Source organism: Herbiconiux sp. A18JL235 (genome assembly GCF_040939305.1).
Classification (GTDB): domain Bacteria; phylum Actinomycetota; class Actinomycetes; order Actinomycetales; family Microbacteriaceae; genus Herbiconiux.
Map to the genome: position 1 here is coordinate 517,278 of NZ_CP162511.1, position 17,958 is coordinate 535,235.

The 17,958-nt window shown below is 70.6% G+C and carries 12 protein-coding genes and 2 pseudogenes; 9 read left to right on the top strand and 5 right to left on the bottom strand.

What is annotated here, in order from left to right; translation table 11 throughout:
- Window positions 1-6: 6 nt before the first annotated feature.
- The gene (locus tag ABFY20_RS02380) at window positions 7-2,562 is read right to left on the bottom strand and encodes a LuxR C-terminal-related transcriptional regulator (RefSeq protein ID WP_368498356.1); all 2,556 of its coding nucleotides are present in this window, start codon (window positions 2,560-2,562) and stop codon (window positions 7-9) included.
- A 288-nt stretch (window positions 2,563-2,850) separates the two neighbouring features.
- On the opposite strand from ABFY20_RS02380, the gene ABFY20_RS02385 reads away from it, so the two are divergent.
- From ABFY20_RS02385 to ABFY20_RS02415, 7 genes and pseudogenes are all read left to right on the top strand, one after another.
- Window positions 2,851-6,291 carry an ExeM/NucH family extracellular endonuclease gene (locus tag ABFY20_RS02385; protein ID WP_368498357.1) on the top strand — a complete coding sequence of 1,147 codons (3,441 nt, stop codon included), beginning with the start codon at window positions 2,851-2,853 and terminating at the stop codon, window positions 6,289-6,291.
- Between the two features lie 183 nt (window positions 6,292-6,474).
- A pseudogene (locus ABFY20_RS02390) lies at window positions 6,475-8,634 on the top strand (5'-nucleotidase C-terminal domain-containing protein); the annotation flags it as partial.
- A gap of 54 nt (window positions 8,635-8,688) precedes the next feature.
- Window positions 8,689-8,931, top strand: a pseudogene (locus ABFY20_RS02395) (cell wall-binding repeat-containing protein); the annotation flags it as partial.
- Between the two features lie 42 nt (window positions 8,932-8,973).
- Window positions 8,974-9,267, top strand: a complete 294-nt coding sequence (locus ABFY20_RS02400; RefSeq protein WP_368499849.1) for a cell wall-binding repeat-containing protein — start codon at window positions 8,974-8,976, stop codon at window positions 9,265-9,267.
- Between the two features lie 61 nt (window positions 9,268-9,328).
- The gene (locus ABFY20_RS02405) at window positions 9,329-9,817 is read left to right on the top strand and encodes a Fur family transcriptional regulator (RefSeq protein ID WP_368498358.1); all 489 of its coding nucleotides are present in this window, start codon (window positions 9,329-9,331) and stop codon (window positions 9,815-9,817) included.
- Window positions 9,818-11,314 carry a catalase gene (locus ABFY20_RS02410; RefSeq protein ID WP_368498359.1) on the top strand — a complete coding sequence of 499 codons (1,497 nt, stop codon included), beginning with the start codon at window positions 9,818-9,820 and terminating at the stop codon, window positions 11,312-11,314. It abuts the gene before it with no gap.
- 19 nt (window positions 11,315-11,333) lie between these two features.
- Window positions 11,334-11,606: a PadR family transcriptional regulator gene (locus ABFY20_RS02415; protein WP_368498360.1), complete on the top strand. Its 273-nt coding sequence runs from the start codon at window positions 11,334-11,336 to the stop codon at window positions 11,604-11,606.
- A gap of 6 nt (window positions 11,607-11,612) precedes the next feature.
- Here ABFY20_RS02415 and ABFY20_RS02420 read toward each other — a convergent pair whose 3' ends face one another.
- Both ABFY20_RS02420 and ABFY20_RS02425 read right to left on the bottom strand, forming a co-directional pair.
- Window positions 11,613-12,485 carry a VOC family protein gene (locus ABFY20_RS02420; protein WP_368498361.1) on the bottom strand — a complete coding sequence of 291 codons (873 nt, stop codon included), beginning with the start codon at window positions 12,483-12,485 and terminating at the stop codon, window positions 11,613-11,615.
- Window positions 12,486-12,547: 62 nt separating this feature from the next.
- A complete protein-coding gene (locus tag ABFY20_RS02425; RefSeq protein WP_368498362.1) occupies window positions 12,548-13,087 on the bottom strand; it encodes a TetR/AcrR family transcriptional regulator in 540 nt (179 codons plus the stop codon).
- Between the two features lie 82 nt (window positions 13,088-13,169).
- Here ABFY20_RS02425 and ABFY20_RS02430 point away from each other — a divergent pair, with 82 nt between their 5' ends.
- Window positions 13,170-14,768: an MFS transporter gene (locus tag ABFY20_RS02430; protein WP_368498363.1), complete on the top strand. Its 1,599-nt coding sequence runs from the start codon at window positions 13,170-13,172 to the stop codon at window positions 14,766-14,768.
- Window positions 14,769-14,899: 131 nt separating this feature from the next.
- Here ABFY20_RS02430 and ABFY20_RS02435 read toward each other — a convergent pair whose 3' ends face one another.
- On the bottom strand, window positions 14,900-16,633 hold the full coding sequence (locus ABFY20_RS02435) for an L-aspartate oxidase (protein WP_368498364.1): 1,734 nt from the start codon (window positions 16,631-16,633) through the stop codon (window positions 14,900-14,902).
- A 70-nt stretch (window positions 16,634-16,703) separates the two neighbouring features.
- Here ABFY20_RS02435 and ABFY20_RS02440 point away from each other — a divergent pair, with 70 nt between their 5' ends.
- Window positions 16,704-17,702: a LysR family transcriptional regulator gene (locus ABFY20_RS02440; RefSeq protein ID WP_368498365.1), complete on the top strand. Its 999-nt coding sequence runs from the start codon at window positions 16,704-16,706 to the stop codon at window positions 17,700-17,702.
- On the opposite strand, the gene ABFY20_RS02445 is transcribed toward ABFY20_RS02440, so the two are convergent.
- Window positions 17,687-17,941, bottom strand: a complete 255-nt coding sequence (locus ABFY20_RS02445) for a hypothetical protein (protein WP_368498366.1) — start codon at window positions 17,939-17,941, stop codon at window positions 17,687-17,689. The genes ABFY20_RS02440 and ABFY20_RS02445 overlap by 16 nt on opposite strands.
- Window positions 17,942-17,958 lie beyond the last annotated feature (17 nt).

A 17,958-nucleotide genomic window follows, 5' to 3' on the forward strand; every position in this document is an offset into this window, starting at 1 on the left:
CACAGTCTACCCGCCGCCCGGAGCATCCCCGCTGCGCTGCGACTCATCGGCCCCGGCGACGATCCTGCCGAGCTCCCGGCGCGTGCGCGCGCCCAGCTTCCCCCTGGCGGTGTACACGTGGGACTCGACGGTGCGCACCGAGAGGTAGAGCTGGTGGGCGATCTCCTTGTTGCTCAGCTGTCGCGCCACGAGCAGCGCCACCTCGAGTTCCCGCTCGGTGAGCACGGCGCCCATCGCGCGGGCACCGTCGCGCTGCCCGGCCTCGTCGGCCGAGCCCTGGCCTGCGGGTGCCGGTGCTGCCGCCGGTGCTCCCACCGGGGCTGACGTGGCCGCGGGATCTGGCCGCGTCACGGTCGCTCGCGGCGGGACGGATGAGGTGGGGTGCACCCCGGCCCGGGCCCGCTCGCCCGGTCCGCCTCCGCGGGCGAATCCCCGACGTCTCGGAAAGTAGGTGTCGGGCGAGGTCTTCGTCTCCACCGGCCGACGACCCACCGGCCGGTGCGAGATCTCCGCCGCGGTCGTCTCGCGCGAATAGCGGTAGATGAGATGGTGCGACAGCAGCTGGTCGTCGATCTCGTCGAGCGCCGCCCTGGCGTCGTCGGCGCGCCCGTTCCTCGCCAGCGCCGTCACCCTGAGGTAGGCCAGCAGCGGCCGCCAGACGGCGAGCTCGATGCGCTCGAGGCGTCGCAGCGCCGCCTCGAGCTCGAGGTCGGTGACGTCGGGGTCGTGCGCCGCGATGCCGAGCACGACGGCGGCGGCGACGCCCGCGAGGGAGAGGCTCGACCGATCGTCGCGCTGAGCGGCGAGCAGTGTCACCGCTCTCAATCGCTGCGCGTGCGCCGGCATCGCCCTGCCGGCGGCCAGGGCGGCGCCGCCCTCGAAGCAGAGCAGGGCGAGTTCCACCATCAGCGACACCGGTCTTCCGGTCACCGGGTCGCGGTTGGCGCGGTCGGCGGCCGCGAGTTTCGCGAGGCCCTCCTCGAATCGTCCGCGCTGCGTGTCGGCGAACGCCGACATGATCGCGGCGCGCACCCGCGCGAGGGTGTGGACCTCGTCGACCTCGAGCACGGCATCAGCCACCGCTACCGCGGTGCTCCAGTCCATCGCGAGGCAGGCGGCCTCGGCGCGATGCACCTCGATCTCGCAGAGGATGCTCGGGTCATCGATCCCCGACGCCTCGAGCCAGGCGGTGAGCGACGCCCCGACGCCCTCGACGGGCAGCCAGGTCGTGAGCGAGCCCCACCAGCGCACGATGCGTCGCAGGTCGGCGGCCGCGACGCCGGCGGCGTCGATGCCGGTCAGCTCGGCGAACGCCGCGGCGAAGTCCTGCAGGCCCGCGCGGGCTCGCGATGCCTCGAGGCGCAAGGAGGCGTGGTCACCATATCTGCGGGCCATCGCCGTGTACGCCAGGGCGAGGTCGCTCCTGCCCGCGGAGTTGGCGCTGTGTGCGGCCCCGGCGAGGATGCGTCGTCTCGTCTCGGGGTCGACGCTCTCGGGCGGGGGCGTCGAAGGCCGGGCGGAGTGCCACGAGGCGGCGATCAGGCGGTCGAGGGCCGCGCCCCTGGGGTGCTCGGGGGTGGCGAGTGCCCTGGTGACGATGACGTCGAGGGCGACCTCAAGACGGCCGGTCGCCAGGCGGGCCGTCGAGGCTGCGGCGAGATAGGGGTCGGCGTAGAGGCCGCGGTCGGGGCGGTCGTCGACGTGCACCGCGCCGCGCAGCACGAGCGAGTCGATGACGACGGGGTCGATGAAGCGGCACGCGGTCGCCGAGGCGATGCCTCGCAGCCGTCCGACGACGGCGAGCGCACGATGCTGCTCGTCGTCGAGGTCGGCGACGGCGGCGGCGAGCACGTCGCCCACCCGCGAACCCGCGGGGAGCTCACGACCGGGGGCGATCGGGTCGCGCCCGGCGACGGACTCGGCGGCGGCGTCGAACGCGAGTTCGCGCAGCAACCGCCGTGAGCCGTGCGCTCTCACGTGCAGCACGCGGCGCGTGACCGAGTCGAGCAGGCCGGCGCCCACGAAATCGGCGAGCAGCTGCTCGGAGGTGTCGGGGTCGAGCGGGGCGAGGTCGACACGATGCAGCCTGCCTTCCAGCCACAGCTCGTTGAGGGGGGTCGGGGTTCCCGGCACGTCGCCGGCATCGGGGTCGGCGCCGACGGCGAAGACCGCGGCGGATCGCCCGCGCAGGATGCTCCGGGTGAGCAGCTGGAGCGAGAACTCGTCGAGGAGGTGGGCGTCGTCGACGACGATCATCGTCGGGGCGTCCTGGCGCACCTGCTCTCCTGGCCTCAGCGCCTCGAGACGGTCGTCTTCGGCGACGTCGAGGGCGCCGTACGGCGCGGAGCGCAGGGCGGCGGAACCGTGCACCACGACGGGATCGTGACCGAGCCGTGCCAACTCGGCGGCGACCGCTGCGGCGAGGTGGCTCTTGCCCGAGCCGAACGCCCCGGCGAGCAGGACGCTCTCGCCCGACAGCAGGCGCTCGGTCAGCACGCGCACGCTGCGGTCGGCGCCGATCACCTCTCGCACCCCGGCCTCAGCCCGCTGTGACGGCCTCATCGTCACCCGTCATCCCGAGCCTCCTCGTACAGAGCTTGCCCCAGACTACCGAGGGCATCGACCCCGCCGGCGGATTGCCTCCCACCGACGCTACTCAATTCGTCGACTACCGAGAATTACCGAGCTGAGTCTTGCGGTGCGTCTGGCGCCTCGGTTAGCCTTTTGTCCCCCGAGGGGGTGACGTTCTATCAGTTTCACTTAATTTACCTAATAGAAACGTGAAGCTCGCCTTTCGTTACTTCGGGTCCCTACGATGGCCGAATCCGTGTGAACCGTCTGAGGAGATCCATGACGCAGAAGTCCACGAGGTCGCTCCGGGCGGCACTCACCACGATCGCCACCGGAGCCGTGCTCGCGGCACCGCTCGTCGGGGTCGCCGCGGCGGCCCAGGCCTCCGTCGACGGCACGGGTGTCGTCATCAACGAGGCCTACCTCAAGGGCGGCAGTGCAGGCGCCCCCTTCAGCTCGAAGTTCGTCGAGCTCTACAACCCCGGCGCCGCCGCCGTCTCGCTCGACGGATGGTCGCTGCAGTACCGCTCGGCCGGCGGCGAGGGAACGGTCAACGGCGTGGGGCTCCTCAGCGGGTCGATCGCCGCCGGCGGCTACTTCCTCGTGGCCGTGCAGGGCAACGGGGCCACGGGTGCCGCACTCCCCACGCCCGACCTCGATCTGGGCTCTGCCATCACCCCCTCCGGCACTAACGGCACCCTGGTCCTGGCCGACGTCGCGGAGCCGCTGGCCCCGGCCCCGGGCTCGGTCACCGAGGCCGAGGGCGTCGTCGATCTGCTGGGCTACGGCACCTCCAACACCTTCGAGCAGGCGGCAGCAGCGGTCGACGGCGGCAACGCCGTGCCGAACTCGCTCGCTCGCACCGGCTTCGTCGACACCGACGACAACTCCGCCGACTTCGCCTCCACCGCCACCGTCACGCCGCAGAACTCCACCGGCACGGGTGGTCCGACCGAGCCGGAGGAGCCGGGAGACCCGACCGAGCACACCATCGCCGAGCTCCAGGGCACCGGCGACGCGTCGCCGTTCGCCACCCCCGAGAAGCCCCCGGTCACGACGACCGGGGTGGTGACCGCCGCCTATGCCACCGGAGGGTTCCGGGGCTACTACATCCAGACCCCGGGCACGGGCGGCGCCATCGACCTCGCCACCCACACGGCGTCCGACGCGATCTTCGTCTTCTCCGAGTCGACGGTGGGCTCCGTCGCCGTGAGCGACCTCGTCAAGGTCACCGGTCACGTCGAGGAGTTCAACGGGCTGACCGAGTTCGTCGTCACCTCGGCGGCCGGGCTCGAGAAGCTCACCGACGAGGTCGACCCCGTCGCTCCCGCGACGGTCGCGCTGCCGCGCGAGGAGGCCAAGCGCGAGTCGCTCGAGGGCATGCTGCTTGCACCCCAGGGCGAGTTCACCGTGAGCAACACCTACTCCACCAACCAGTACGCCGAGATCGGCCTGGCCTCGGGCAGCACCCCGCTCATCACCCCCACCGAGATCGCGCGACCGGGCACCCCCGACTACACCGCCGCCGTGGCCGAGAACGCCGCCCGCGCCGTCACCCTCGACGACGGAGCGAGCATCAACTTCCTCGGCTCGGCCGCGAACCAGGCGCTGCCCCTCCCGTACCTCACCGACGACCGGTCGATCACGGTCGGCTCGACGGCGACCTTCACCTCGCCGGTCATCTTCGACTACCGCAACAACACCTGGAAGTTCCAGCCCACCACCCAGCTGGACGCGGGCGACACGCTGCCCGCGACCTTCAGCGACGTGCAGCCCCAGGCACCCGACGGGGTGGGCGGCGACATCGTGATCGCCGGCTTCAACGTGCTGAACTACTTCACCACGACGGGCGACCAGCTCACGGGCTGCACCTTCTACACCGACCGCGACGGCAACAACGTCACCGTCGACGAGGGCTGCGACGCCCGTGGCGCCGCCGAGGCAGACGACCTCGAGCGTCAGCAGGCGAAGATCGTAGCGGCGATCGACGGGCTCGGCGCCGACGTCGTCTCGCTCGAGGAGATCGAGAACTCGGTGAAGTTCGGCAAAGACCGCGACGAAGCCCTCTCCACCCTCGTCGACGCTCTGAACGAGGGCCTCGCGCCGGCCGAGCAGTGGGCGTTCGTGCCCTCGCCGGCGGCCGATCAGCTTCCCCCGCTCGCCGCTCAAGACGTCATCCGCACGGCTTTCATCTACAAGAAGGCCGTCGTGGAGCCCGTCGGCGCGTCGCGGGTGCTCCTCGACGCCGCCTTCGCCAACGCCAGGCAGCCGCTCGCCCAGGAGTTCATCCCCGCGGGTGGCAGCGACGACGACGCCTTCATCGCCATCGTCAACCACTTCAAGTCGAAGGGTTCGGGCAGCGGGGCCGACGCCGACCAGGGCGACGGGCAGGGCGGCTCCAACGCCTCCCGCGTGGCGCAGGCGGGTGCTCTCGTCGCGTTCTCCGACGAGCTGCAGACCGAGCTCGGCACCGACGAGGTCTTCCTCATCGGCGACTTCAACGCCTACTCGCAGGAAGACCCGGTGAAGGTCATCACCGACGCCGGCTACGTCGATCAGGGGGGCAAGACCGGCGAGTACAGCTACTCGTTCAGCGGCCAGAGCGGTTCGCTCGACCACATCTTCGCCTCGGCGGCCGCCGACGCCAAGGTGACCGGGGTCGACATCTGGAACATCAACTCCGGCGAGTCCATCGCGAAGGAGTACAGCCGGTACAACTACAACGCCACCGACTTCTACGACGAGAGCGTGTTCCGGTCGAGCGACCACGACCCGGTCATCGTGGGCTACGCCGTCGGAGACGAGCCCGTCGAGCCGGTCACCGATCGTGTCGCCGGAGCAGACCGCTACGCCACCTCGGTCGAGGCCTCGCTCGAGGGCTTCCCCGAGGGCGCCGACACGGTCTACGTGGTCTCGGGCGAGGTGTACCCCGACGCGCTGTCGGCATCGCCGGCCGCCGCGAAGGCCGACGCGCCCATCCTCCTCACCCCGCAGGCTCAGCTGCCCGAGGGCGTCCGCGCCGAGGTGGAGCGCCTCGACCCGGAGAGCATCGTCGTGGTGGGAGGACCGAACTCGGTGTCGGCCGCCGTGCAGACGGCGCTCGGCGACATCGCCCCGGTGACGCGCATCCAGGGTGCCGACCGCTACGAGACCTCGCGCCTGGTCGCCCAGGCGGCGTTCCCCGCCGGCGCCACTCAGGCCGTCGTGGCGGCAGGGGCCAACTTCGCCGACGCGCTCTCGGCGGGCGCCGCCATCGACGGAGGCGGGCCGGTGCTGCTCGTCGACGGCACGGCGGGCTCGCTCGACGCGGCTTCCGCGTCGCTGGTCGACGAGCTCGGGCTCGACGAGATCGCCGTGGCGGGCGGGGAGAAGTCGGTCTCGGCCGGCATCGTGAGCCAGCTCGGCACCTTCGCCGACACCGTGCGACTCGGCGGCGTCGACCGCTACGAGTCGTCGCGACTCATCAACGCCCACTTCTTCGAGTCGGCCGACCGGGTCGTGCTGGCCACGGGTGTGGGCTTCCCCGACGCGCTGTCGGGGTCGGGTCTCGCCCCGAAGCTCGACGCCCCGCTGTTCACGGTTCCAGGCGACTGCGTGCCGGCCGAGACGCTCGCCCAGATCGACGCCCTCGGCGCCGACCGGGTGACCCTCCTCGGCGGCGAGAACACGCTCACGCCGGCCGTCGCCGAGCTCACCGCCTGCGCGACGGCAGCCGGGTGACCGACCGTGGCGCGCATCCTTCCCACGACCCCTTCCGATAACCAGCGATCACAGAGGAGTTCCATGTCCCACACCGCGTCGAGGCCGCTCAAGGCGGCCCTCGCGACCGTCCTCGGAGGTGCGCTGATGGCGGCGCCCCTCATCGGGGTCGCGTCGTCGGCATCGGCCGCCCCCGGCGACCCTGTCCAGATCAGCCTCATCGACATCAACGACTTCCACGGCCGTATCGATGCGAACACCGTGAAGTTCGCCGGAACGATCGAGAAGCTCCGTGAGCAGTACGGCGAAGAGAACTCGCTGTTCGTCTCGTCGGGCGACAACGTCGGCGCCTCGTTGTTCGCCTCGAGCGTGGCCGAAGACCAGCCCACCATCGACGTGCTGAACGCCCTCGACCTGGCCACCAGTGCCGTGGGCAACCACGAGTTCGACCAGGGCTACGCCGACCTCACCGATCGCATCATCGGTGCCGACGGCGCGCGCAACGCGCAGTGGGACTACCTCGGCGCGAACGTCTACGAGAAGGGCACGACGACCCCCGCCCTCGACGAGTACTCGATCCAGGAGGTGCAGGGCCTGCGCGTCGGCGTCATCGGCGCCATCACCCAGGAGACCCCGACGCTGGTCTCACCCGGCGGTATCGCCGACCTCGAGTTCGGCGACCCCGTGGAGGCCGTGAACCGTGTGGCAGCCCAGCTGACCGACGGCGACGAGTCGAACGGCGAGGCCGACGTCATCGTCGCGAGCTACCACGAGGGCGCGAGCGCGGGCACCCCCGACGGTGCCAGCCTCGAAGACGAGCTCGAGCTCGACAACGCCTTCACCGACATCGTCACCAAGACCGATGCCTCCGTCGACGCCATCTTCACCGGCCACACCCACAAGCAGTACGCGTGGGACGGCCCGGTTCCCGGCGAGGCGGGCACGACCCGTCCGGTCGTGCAGACCGGCTCCTACGGGGAGAACATCGGCAACGTCGTGCTCACGGTCGACCCGGCCACCAAGGAGGTGTCGTCGTACACCGCCACGAACGTGGCGCGCACCACCGACGACGACGCCGCTCTGGTCGCCGCGTACCCGCGCGTAGCCGAGGTGAAGACCATCACCGACGCGGCGCTCGCCGAGGCCGCAGTCATCGGCAACCAGCCGAAGGGCTCGGTCACAGCCGACATCACCACCGCCTTCGCGGGCGGCTCCTACGTCGACGGCGTCTACACCGGGGGCACCCGCGACGACCGCGGCTCGGAGTCGACCCTCGGCAACCTGGTGGCCGACTCGCTGGTCTCCTCGCTCGGCTCGCCCGAGCGAGGCGGCGCGACCATCGGCGTCGTGAACCCCGGCGGCCTCCGTGCCGAGCTGTTCAAGGGCGACGACGGTGTCATCACCTACGCCGAGGCCAACGCCGTGCTGCCGTTCGTGAACAACCTCTGGACCACGACCCTCACGGGCGCCCAGTTCAAGACCGTTCTCGAGCAGCAGTGGCAGACGAACCCTGACGGCACCATCCCGTCGCGCCCGTTCCTGAAGCTCGGCCTCTCCGACAACGTCGAGTACACCTTCGACGGCGCAGCCGCCCAGGGCGAGCACGTCACCGGCATCTGGGTCGACGGTCAGCCGATCGACCCCGCCGCGAGCTACCGCATCGGTTCGTTCAACTTCCTGCTGCAGGGAGGCGACAACTTCCGCGAGTTCTCGGAGGGCACCGACACCCGCGACTCGGGTCTGATCGACCGCGACGCGTGGATCGCCTACCTCGAGGCCAATCCGAACCTCACCCCCGACTTCGCCCGTCACGCGGCCGAGGTCACCGGGGTGACGGGAGAGGCCGTCATCGGGGCCGACGTCTCGGCGACCGTGTCGCAGCTCGACCTCACCTCGCTCGGCAGCCCGAAGAACACCTCGCTCGAGATCTCGTGGGAGGGCTCCGCAGCCACCTTCGAGCCGGCCGTGGTGGCCGACGGCTCCGCGACGATCACCGTCGAGGTTCCCGCCGACGCCCATGTCGCGAGCGAGCTGGTGCTCACCGCGCAGCCGAGCGGCACCGTGGTGCGCATCCCGGTGCGTGTTCCCGACGGCCTGCCGTCGACCGACCGCGTCTCGGGCGAGAACCGCTACGCCACCTCGGTCGCCGCCTCGAAGGCCGGCTTCCCGAGCGGTGCGGCGACGGTCTACGTCGCCTCCGGCGAGACCTACCCCGACGCCCTGTCGGCTGCTCCCGCCGCGGCCCAGGACGACGCGCCCATCCTGCTGACCGCCGCCGCTGCGCTCCCCGCCGACGTCGCCGCCGAGATCGAGCGCCTCGCGCCCGAGAACGTCGTGATCGTCGGTGGCCCGAACTCGGTTTCGGCCGGGGTCGAGGAGCAGCTGGCGGGCCTCGCCGACGTCACCCGCATCGAGGGCGCCGACCGCTTCGAGACCTCGCGCAAGGTCGCGGAGACCGCGTACCCCTCGGGTGCGCCGGTCGCCGTCGTGGCTGCAGGCGCCAACTTCGCCGACGCGCTGTCGGCGGGTGCGGCGATCGACGGCGAGGGCCCCGTGGTTCTCGTCAACGGCACCGCGGGCTCGCTCGACGACGCCACCGAAGCCCTGCTGAAGGGCCTCGACTCCGCCGAGATCTCGGTGGTCGGCGGCGGGAAGTCGGTCTCGAAGGGCATCTACGGCGAGGTCGGCGCGATCACCAAGGCCGTGCGCCTCGGCGGTGTCGACCGCTACGAGTCGTCGCGCCTCATCAACGCGCACTTCTTCGAGAGCGCGAACCGTGTGTTCCTCGCCACGGGTGAGAGCTTCCCCGACGCCCTCTCAGGCTCGGGCCTCGCACCGAAGGTCGACGCACCGCTGTTCACCGTGCCGGGCACCTGCGTGCCGGCCGACACGCTCGCGCAGATCACCGCGCTGGGCGCCACGCAGGTCACCCTGCTGGGTGGCGACCTCACCCTCTCGCCGGCGGTGGCCGAGCTCACCGCCTGCGCAGCGGGCTAGCGTCACCTGAGCGATACCCCCTAATTATGAACTGTTCATAATTAGGGGGTATCGTCGTGTCATGGCCACCGATCTGGAGACGCGCATCCGCGATGCGGGCCTCAGGGTCACCGGCCAGCGACTGGCGGTGCTCACCGCCCTCGAGCGCGCGCCGCACGCCGACGCCGACACGGTGCACCGCGCCGTGCAGAGGGAGCTTCCGGGCACCTCTCTGCAGGCCGTCTACGTCGTGCTGAACGCGCTCGCGACCGCGGGGCTCATCAGGCGCATCGAGCCCGCGGGCTCGCCGGCGCTCTACGAGCGGCGCATCGGTGACAACCACCACCACGTGGTGTGCACCTCGTGCGGAGCCGTCGCCGACGTCGACTGCGTGCACGGGGCGGCGCCCTGTCTCGCGCCGTCGTCGACAGGCGGCTTCGTCATCGACACCGCCGAGGTCACCTTCTGGGGCCTGTGCCCCGCCTGCCAGCCGCAGCAGCACCGACCGGCGCACGAGCGCCGGGCAGATCAGCAGACACACCACGTCACGTCATACGGAACCGAGGACTAGATGACCGACCAGAACTTCACGACCACGAACTCAGGAGCCCCCGTCGCGAGCGACGAGCACTCGCAGAGCGTCGGCGCCGACGGCCCCGTCGTCCTCCACGACCACTACCTGGTGGAGAAGCTCGCCCAGTTCAACCGTGAGCGGGTTCCGGAGCGCGTGGTGCACGCGAAGGGCGGCGGCGCGTTCGGCACCTTCCAGACCACCGGCGACGTGAGCGCCTACACCCGGGCGTCGCTGTTCCAGCCCGGCGCCAAGGTCGACATGCTCGCCCGCTTCTCGACCGTCGCCGGCGAGCAGGGCTCGCCCGACACCTGGCGCGACCCGCGCGGCTTCGCGCTGAAGTTCTACACCGAGGAGGGCAACTACGACCTCGTCGGCAACAACACCCCGGTGTTCTTCATCCGCGACGGCATCAAGTTCCCCGACTTCATCCGCTCGCAGAAGCGCCTCCCCGGCAGCCACCTGCGCGACCACAACATGCAGTGGGACTTCTGGACCCTCTCACCCGAGTCGGCCCACCAGGTCACCTGGCTCATGGGCGACCGCGGCCTCCCCGCCTCCTGGCGTCACATGGACGGTTTCGGCTCGCACACCTACCAGTGGATCAACGCCGCGGGCGAGAAGTTCTGGGTGAAGTACCACTTCAAGACCAACCAGGGCATCGAGATCCTCTCCCAGGCCGCCGCCGACCAGATCGCCGGTGAAGACGCCGACTTCCACATCCGCGACCTCTCCGAGGCCATCGACCGCGGCGACTTCCCCAGCTGGACCCTCTCGGTGCAGGTCATGCCCTATGCCGACGCCGCGACCTACCGGTTCAACCCCTTCGACCTCACGAAGGTGTGGCCGCACGGCGACTACCCGCTCATCGAGGTCGGCACCATGACCCTCGACCGCAACCCCGAGAACTACTTCGCGCAGATCGAGCAGGCCACCTTCGCTCCGTCGAACTTCGTTCCCGGCATCGCGGCCAGCCCCGACAAGATGCTGCTCGCCCGCATCTTCAGCTACGCCGATGCGCACCGCTACCGCGTGGGCACGAACCACGCCCAGCTGCCGGTGAACGCGCCGCTGCACGAGAACAGCTACTCCAAAGACGGTGCCATGCGCTTCGGCTTCAAAGACCCGTCGCAGCCGGTGTACGCGCCGAACTCCTACGGCGGCCCGCACGCCGACCCGGCCAGGCATGGCGACGACTCCGGCTGGGAGTCCGACGGCGAGCTCGTGCGCAGCGCGGCCACCCTCCACCCCGAAGACGACGACTTCGGCCAGGCCGGAACGCTCGTGCGCGAGGTGCTCGACGACGCGGCGCGCGAGCGCTTGGTGAAGAACATCGCCGGCCACGTCTCGAAGGTCACCATCCCCGAGCTGCGTGTGCGCGTGCTCGACTACTGGGCGAAGGTCGACCCGGAGCTCTCGCAGCGTGTCGCAGCGGCGCTCGAGCCCTCGGCCCCCGGCGCCGACGTCTCGCCCGAGCAGGCCGGCATCCCGGCCTGATCGATGGCAGGGTGGGGGTATGGAACCGCTGAAGCGGGTGACCGCCCCCACCCTCGACGTGCTGTCGCTGCTGCTCGAGAGCGGGGGCACCGCCTTCGGGCTCGAGATCATGAAGCGAAGTGGCCGCCCCTCCGGCACCGTCTACCCCATCCTCGAAAGGCTCGAGGCACAGGGGTGGATCAGCTCGGCGTGGGAGGAGAACGTCACCACGCAGCTGCACCGGCGGCGGGTCTACACGTTCACCCCTGAGGGTGCTGAGGCCGCGCGCGAGCTGGTCGCCGAACGGTCGTAGGCTCGATCAGCTCGCCGCGGGGCGCAGCACGATCGTGTTGTCCCATGGGTCGTTCACGGTCACGGTGAGCCCGTCGTCGGCCGTCTGCAGGCCGTGATGCCGCAGCCTGGCGTCGGCGGCGGCGACCTCATCGGCATCCGGGAGCACGATCTCCACCTGCCCGAGCCCGAGCGCGAGCCCGCGCCGACCGGCGCCCGCCGAGTTCCAGGTGTTCATCGCCATGTGATGGTGGTAGCCGCCCGCCGACACGAACAGCGCCTGCGGCCCGTAGGTGGCGGTGACCTCGAAGCCGAGCTTGTCGACGTAGAAGTCGCGGGCCTGCGGCACGTCGCCCACCGAGAGGTGGACGTGCCCGATCGAGGCGCCTCCCGCCCTCGGCGACTCGAGCGCTTCCGGGGTGAGGTGCTCCTGCAGGTAGCGGTTCGGGTCGAGGAAGAGGGTCGACATCTCGACCTGCCCGTGGGCCCAGCTCCACTCGGTGCGGTCGCGGTCCCAGTAGAGCTCGACGCCGTTGCCCTCGGGGTCGGTGAAGTAGAAGGCCTTCGACACCAGGTGATCGGATGAACCGGTGAAGCCGTGAGGGTGGCGTGACGCCACCGAGTACACGGCCGCGGCGAGGGCCGCCTCGGTGTCGAACACGATGGCGGTGTGGAAGAGCCCGGCCGAGCGCGGCTCCGCGCTCCTCAGTTCGGGTGCGTGCTGCAGCACGAGAAGCGGCCGGCCGCCGCGCCCGAGCAGCGCGTAGCCGCCCTGCTGCGAGATCACGTCGAGGGTCACGGCGTCGCGGTAGTACCCGATCATGCGGTCGAGGTCGCCGACGCGCAGGGTGACGGCTCCCATCGCGGTGTCGGGGGCGAGCAGGTCGGCGGCGTTCGTCATGTCACTTCAAACACTTGTAGCCACAACTAAATTCCGGCACCCGCCCCAAACGACCGGCGTCGTCAGCCGGCGTCCGGCGGCGCGGCGCGGAGGCGGTTGACGAAGTCGATGATGTCGACCTCGTCGCCCGGCACCGCCCCCGTGGTGAGCGTCTCGTAATAGAGGCCGTCGCCGAGCAGCAGCGCGACGCGCGCGAGCAGCGGGTCGCCGACGTCGGCGGCGATCAGTTCCTGGTAGCGGGAGCGCATCATCGCGAGCAGGGTGCGCGCTCGCTCATGGTCGTGGGCGAGGAACCCCACCGACACGGTCGCGCGATCGAGCGGACTGTCGATGTAGTCGCGCAGGGGCAGGTAGTAGGCGAGGGCGCCGCCCGGTGCGGTGCGCATCCGTTCGAAGTCCTCCGCGGCGACTGCCTCGAGGTGGTCGACGAGGGCGTCTTCGAGTGCGCGGCGGGAGCCGAAGTGATAGAGCAGGCCGCCTTTCGTGACACCGGCGCGACGGGCGACCTCGTCGAGGCTCGCCGAGGTGCCTCGCGATTCGATCAGCAGATTCTGGAACGCCGTGAGGATGGCTTCTCGGGCGTTGTCCTTGTGCTGGGCCATCGTTGAAGTTTACTGCACTGTTTGGTACAGTGAATTTGCTGCACCAAGTGGTGTAGTAAAACCCGCACGTAACAGGTCACCCATGCAGTCCGCCACGCCCGCGCCCGCCCTCGACCGCGCCGCCGCACCCCTCTACAAGCACCGGTACATCTCTCTGGTGCTGCTCATGCTGCCCGTGCTGCTGGTCTCGGTCGACAACACCGTGCTGAGCTTCGCCCTGCCCTCGATCAGCCGCGACCTCGGCCCGAGCAGCACGACGCTGCTCTGGATCGTCGACGTCTACCCGCTCATCCTCGCCGGCCTCCTGGTGGCGATGGGCACCGTCGGCGACCGCGTCGGCCGGCGCCGCCTGCTCATGATCGGCGCCACCGGGTTCGCCCTCGTCTCCGCCGCCGCGGCGTTCTCCCCGACCGCCGAGCTGCTCATCGCCGCTCGCGCCCTGATGGCGTTCTTCGGCGCCATGCTGATGCCCTCGACGCTGTCGCTGCTGCGCAACATCTTCACGGATGCTCGCGAACGCACCATGGCCATCGCCATCTGGGCGGGTGCTTTCGCCGCAGGCTCCAGCCTCGGCCCGATCGTGGGTGGCATCTTGCTCGAGCACTTCGCCTGGGGCTCGGTGTTCCTGCTCGCGGTGCCCGTGCTCATTCCGCTGCTTGCGCTCGGCTTCGTCTTCATCCCCGAGTCGCGCGACCCGAACCCGGGGCGCATCGACCTGGTGAGTGTCGTGCTCTCGCTCGCCGCCCTCACTCCCTTCGTCTTCGGCATCAAGCAGCTCGCCCACGACGGCGTCACCGTGGTGGGGGTGGCGGCAGTGATCGTGGGGCTCGTGGTGGGTGTGCTGTTCGTGCGGCGGCAGCGCCGCATCCCGAACCCGCTGCTCGACCTCACGCTGTTCGCCAACGCGCCGTTCGCCGGGTCGATCGTGGCGAACTTCCTCAGTGTGTTCAGCCTGGTCGGCTTCCTCTTCTTCGCTTCGCAGCACCTGCAGCTGGTGCTCGGGCTGAGCCCGCTCGACTCGGGTCTGCTGCTCTTGCCCGCCACCCTCGTCGGCATCGGCGCCGGGATGCTCGCGGCCGTTCTCGTGCGCCGCTTCAGCCCGCGCTCGGTGGTGCTCGGCGGCCTCAGCTGCACGGCTGCCGGGTTCGCCATGGTGGTGCTGTTCCAGCACGACCTCGTGGCGATGGTGGTGGCTGTCGCCTTCGTCGTGCTGTCGTTCGGCGTCTCGTTCGCGGAGACCATCTCGAACGACGTCATCCTGGCCTCGGTTCCCGAGGAGAAGGCGGGGGCCGCCGCCGGCATCTCCGAGACGGCTTACGAGCTCGGAGTCGTGCTCGGCACCGCGGTGCTCGGGGCCGTGCTCTCGGCGTTCTACCGTGCGAACGTTGTGGTGCCGGCCGGGCTCGACCCGGCGGCCGAACGTGCGGCGGGCGAGACCCTGGGCGGTGCGATGAGCGCGTCGACGTCGCTGCCGGGCGGCTCGGGCGACGCGCTCGTCGCCTCGGCGAAAGCTGCGTTCGAAAGCGGCATCGGGGTGACCTCCACGATCGCGGTCGTGCTCATCGCCACGGCCTGGGCGGTCGTGCACCGCACCCTCCGCTCCACCCGCCCCACGGGCCGCCCCGTGCCAGCCGCGCCGGTCGCTCCCGCCACCGCGCCCACGGAGCCCGTCACCGACTGAGCGGAGCGGGCCGAACCTCGCCCGAGCTACCGGGTCTCCCTCCCTTTCGGCAGGACGACGGATGCCGACCCTTCGAACCCGGCACAGCATCCGTCGTTCCGCTGCCGATCGCAGCCGGCACCCACCCCGCGCTACTCGACCAGCTTTCCCACGGTCGACACGTCGCGCATCAGCGCGGCGATGTCAGCGGGGATCTCGGGAATGGACTCCCGCACCACGCCGGTCGACGGCGACCACACCAGGTTCACCTGGAGCTCGGGGTCGAGCTCGGGGTAGTCGCTGCGGTTGTGGCAGCCGCGTGTCTCACGCCGTTCGAGGGCGGCGAGCAGCGTGGCGCGCGCCGCGAGCGACGACGACTTGAGGTCGAAGGCGTGGGCGAGGTCGTGGTACCCGGCGATGTCGGGGTGCACCCCGATCCGTGCGATGCGCTCGTCGATGGCGTCGAGTTCGGCGAGCCCCGCGAGCAGCCCCGCCTCGTCGCGCACCACGCCGGCGTGCTCCGTCATGGTGTTGCGGAGGGCGCGCTGGAGCGCGCGCACGTTCTCGGGCCCGTCGGAGGCGAGCAGCCTCGCGATCTCCTCGCGCGCGACGGCGACGGCCGCAGCCGAGCGCTTCTGCGCGGGCAGAGCTGCCGAGTACGCGGCGGCGGCCTGACCGACGATGCGCCCGAACACGAGCAGCTCGATGAGCGAGTTGCCGCCGAGCCGGTTCGCCCCGTGCAGCCCCGACGACGCCTCGCCGATCGCATACAGTCCTGGAACGTCGGTTCCGTGATCGGAGGGCCGCACCCACACCCCGCCCATCGAGTAGTGCGCGGTGGGCGCGATCTCGATCGGCTCCTTCGTGACGTCGAGCATCTGCAGCTCGAGCATGGTCTGGTACACCCGAGGCAGCTTGGTCATGATGGTCTCGCGCGGAAGGTGCGAGACGTCGAGCCAGACTCCGCCGTTCGGTGTGCCCCGCCCCTCCTTGATCTCGGTGTAGCAGGCCAGGGCGACGCGGTCACGGGTGGAGAGCTCGAGCCGCTCGGGGTCGTACTTGTGCATGAAGCGCTCGCCGAGTCCGTTGCGCAGGATGCCGCCCTCGCCCCGCGCGGCCTCCGAGATGAGGGTGCCCGCCGCGCTCTCGGGCTCGATGATGCCTGAAGGGTGGAACTGCACGAGCTCGGGGTCGCGCAGCCGGCCGCCGGCCTCGACGGCGAGGCGGAAGGAGTCGCCGGTGTTCTCGTCGCGACGCGAGGAGGTGCGGCGCCAGATGCGGTTGTGTCCGCCGGCGGCGAGGATGACGGCATCCGCATGGATGAGGTAACGCGTTCCGTCTTCGAGGTCGAAGCCGTAGGCGCCGAACACCGCTCCGTCGTCATTGGTGAGGATGCGCGTGATGTACACCCGGTCGAGGATCGGGATGTCGAGGAGCGCCGCCCGGTTGACAAGCGTGCGCTGGATCTCGAGCCCCGTGTAGTCGCCCGCGAACGCTGTGCGGCGGAAGGTGTGGGCGCCGAAGAAGCGCTGCGAGATGCGCCCGTCGTCTTCGCGGGCGAACGGCATGCCGTAGCGTTCGAGGTCGTCGATGCCCTGCGCCGCGCCCTCGGTGACGATCTGCACCGTGTGCGGGTTGGCGAGCAGGTACGACTCCTTGAGGGTGTCGGCGGCGTGCTGCTGCCAGCTGTCGTCCTCGTCCATCGTGCCGAGGGCCGCGTTGATGCCGCCGGCGGCGAGTGAGGTGTGCGCATCCGACCGGGGGCGCTTGCCGACGGCGAGCACGTCGACCCCCGCTTCGGCGAGTTCGATCGAGGCGCGGAGGCCGGAGCCGCCGGTGCCGATGACGAGGACGGTGGTGGAGATCTGGCGTTCGGAAGGTCGCATGCTTGAACCGTAGGCAGCATCGTCTGATTACTCCAATGCATATATTCGGTCGATACGATGCGGCTACGCTATGGTGATGAATCTCGATCAGCTCCGCGCCTTCGCCGAGGTGGCCCGCCTCGGCAACTTCACGCGGGCTGCGGATGCCCTCCACCTCGCCCAGCCTTCCCTCAGCCGGCAGATCGCTTCGCTCGAGCAGGAGCTCGGGGCCGAGCTCTTTCACAGGGCGCGTTCAGGCAGCACCCTGACGAGTGCGGGTGAGACACTCCTCCCGCTGGCGCGACGGATGCTCGCCGACGCCGCCTCGGTGCGTCGCGAACTCGCCGAGCTGGCCGGCCTCCGGCGCGGGCGGGTGCGCCTCGGCGCGACGCCGACGCTGTGCATCAGCCTCGTGGCCGAGGTGCTGAGCGCGTTCCACACCGCGCATCCCTCGGTCGAACTGCACCTGTCGGAACAGGGTTCGAGGGGGCTCCTCGACGAGCTGGCCGGGGGAGAGCTCGACCTGGCGCTCATCACCACCTCGTCCTCCGACGCGGCGGAGCGCTTCACGGTGACGCCGTTACTGGAAGAGGAGCTCGTGGTGGTCTCGGCGGCGTCGGCGCCGCCTCCCGTGCGACGTCAGACGATCACGCTGGCCGAAGTCGCCCAGCTGCCGCAGATCGTGTTCAGCTCGAGCTACGACCTGCGCAGCACCACCGACGCAGCGTTCGGCCTCGCCGGGCTCGTGCCCGAGGTGGTGCTCGAGGGCGCAGAGATGGATGCGGTGCTGCGCTTCGTCGAACGCGGTCTCGGTGTGGCGATCGTGCCGGCGATGGTGCTCCTCGACCGCCCGGCGCTGCGGTCGGTGCGGCTGGTGGAGCCGGTACTCACCCGCACCATCAGCCTCGCGCGACCTGCCGATGTGGCACCGGCTGCCGCCGTCGGCGTGATGCAGCGCACGATCGCGGCGACCGCCACCGGGTTCGCCGAGCGCTCGGGCGTGACCATGCGCCGCGTCGGGCCGCCTGCGCTCTCGTCGGGGCGCCAAGCCGTGCCGGGGCCTGCGCCGGCGCCTCAGGGCCGCGTCTGAGCCGACCGCTCCGCGATCGAGGCGCGGATGGCCTCCTCGTCGACGTCGATCTCGCCCACGTCGTCGGGACCGCCCTCGCCCGGCACCGTCTTCACGGCGCTCGCGTCGATCTCGGGGTCGTCGAGGTGCGTCGAGCCGCGCGGATCCTCCTGCGCCTCCTCCGTTTCCTGCCCGCTGGCCGGGCTGTACGACATGTCCTTCTCGACGGTCTCTTCGTCGTTACCGCTCTGAATACCCATGCCCCCGACGCTACGAC

Excerpts from the sequence above, each read along its gene's own strand:
- ABFY20_RS02380 (WP_368498356.1), bottom strand. The coding sequence starts at position 2,562 with ATGAGGCCGTCACAGCGGGCTGAGGCCGGGGTGCGAGAGGTGATCGGC.
- ABFY20_RS02385 (WP_368498357.1), top strand. The coding sequence starts at position 2,851 with ATGACGCAGAAGTCCACGAGGTCGCTCCGGGCGGCACTCACCACGATC.
- ABFY20_RS02405 (WP_368498358.1), top strand. The coding sequence starts at position 9,329 with ATGGCCACCGATCTGGAGACGCGCATCCGCGATGCGGGCCTCAGGGTC.
- ABFY20_RS02410 (WP_368498359.1), top strand. The coding sequence starts at position 9,818 with ATGACCGACCAGAACTTCACGACCACGAACTCAGGAGCCCCCGTCGCG.
- ABFY20_RS02415 (WP_368498360.1), top strand. The coding sequence starts at position 11,334 with ATGGAACCGCTGAAGCGGGTGACCGCCCCCACCCTCGACGTGCTGTCG.
- ABFY20_RS02420 (WP_368498361.1), bottom strand. The coding sequence starts at position 12,485 with ATGACGAACGCCGCCGACCTGCTCGCCCCCGACACCGCGATGGGAGCC.
- ABFY20_RS02425 (WP_368498362.1), bottom strand. The coding sequence starts at position 13,087 with ATGGCCCAGCACAAGGACAACGCCCGAGAAGCCATCCTCACGGCGTTC.
- ABFY20_RS02430 (WP_368498363.1), top strand. The coding sequence starts at position 13,170 with ATGCAGTCCGCCACGCCCGCGCCCGCCCTCGACCGCGCCGCCGCACCC.
- ABFY20_RS02435 (WP_368498364.1), bottom strand. The coding sequence starts at position 16,633 with ATGCGACCTTCCGAACGCCAGATCTCCACCACCGTCCTCGTCATCGGC.
- ABFY20_RS02440 (WP_368498365.1), top strand. The coding sequence starts at position 16,704 with ATGGTGATGAATCTCGATCAGCTCCGCGCCTTCGCCGAGGTGGCCCGC.
- ABFY20_RS02445 (WP_368498366.1), bottom strand. The coding sequence starts at position 17,941 with ATGGGTATTCAGAGCGGTAACGACGAAGAGACCGTCGAGAAGGACATG.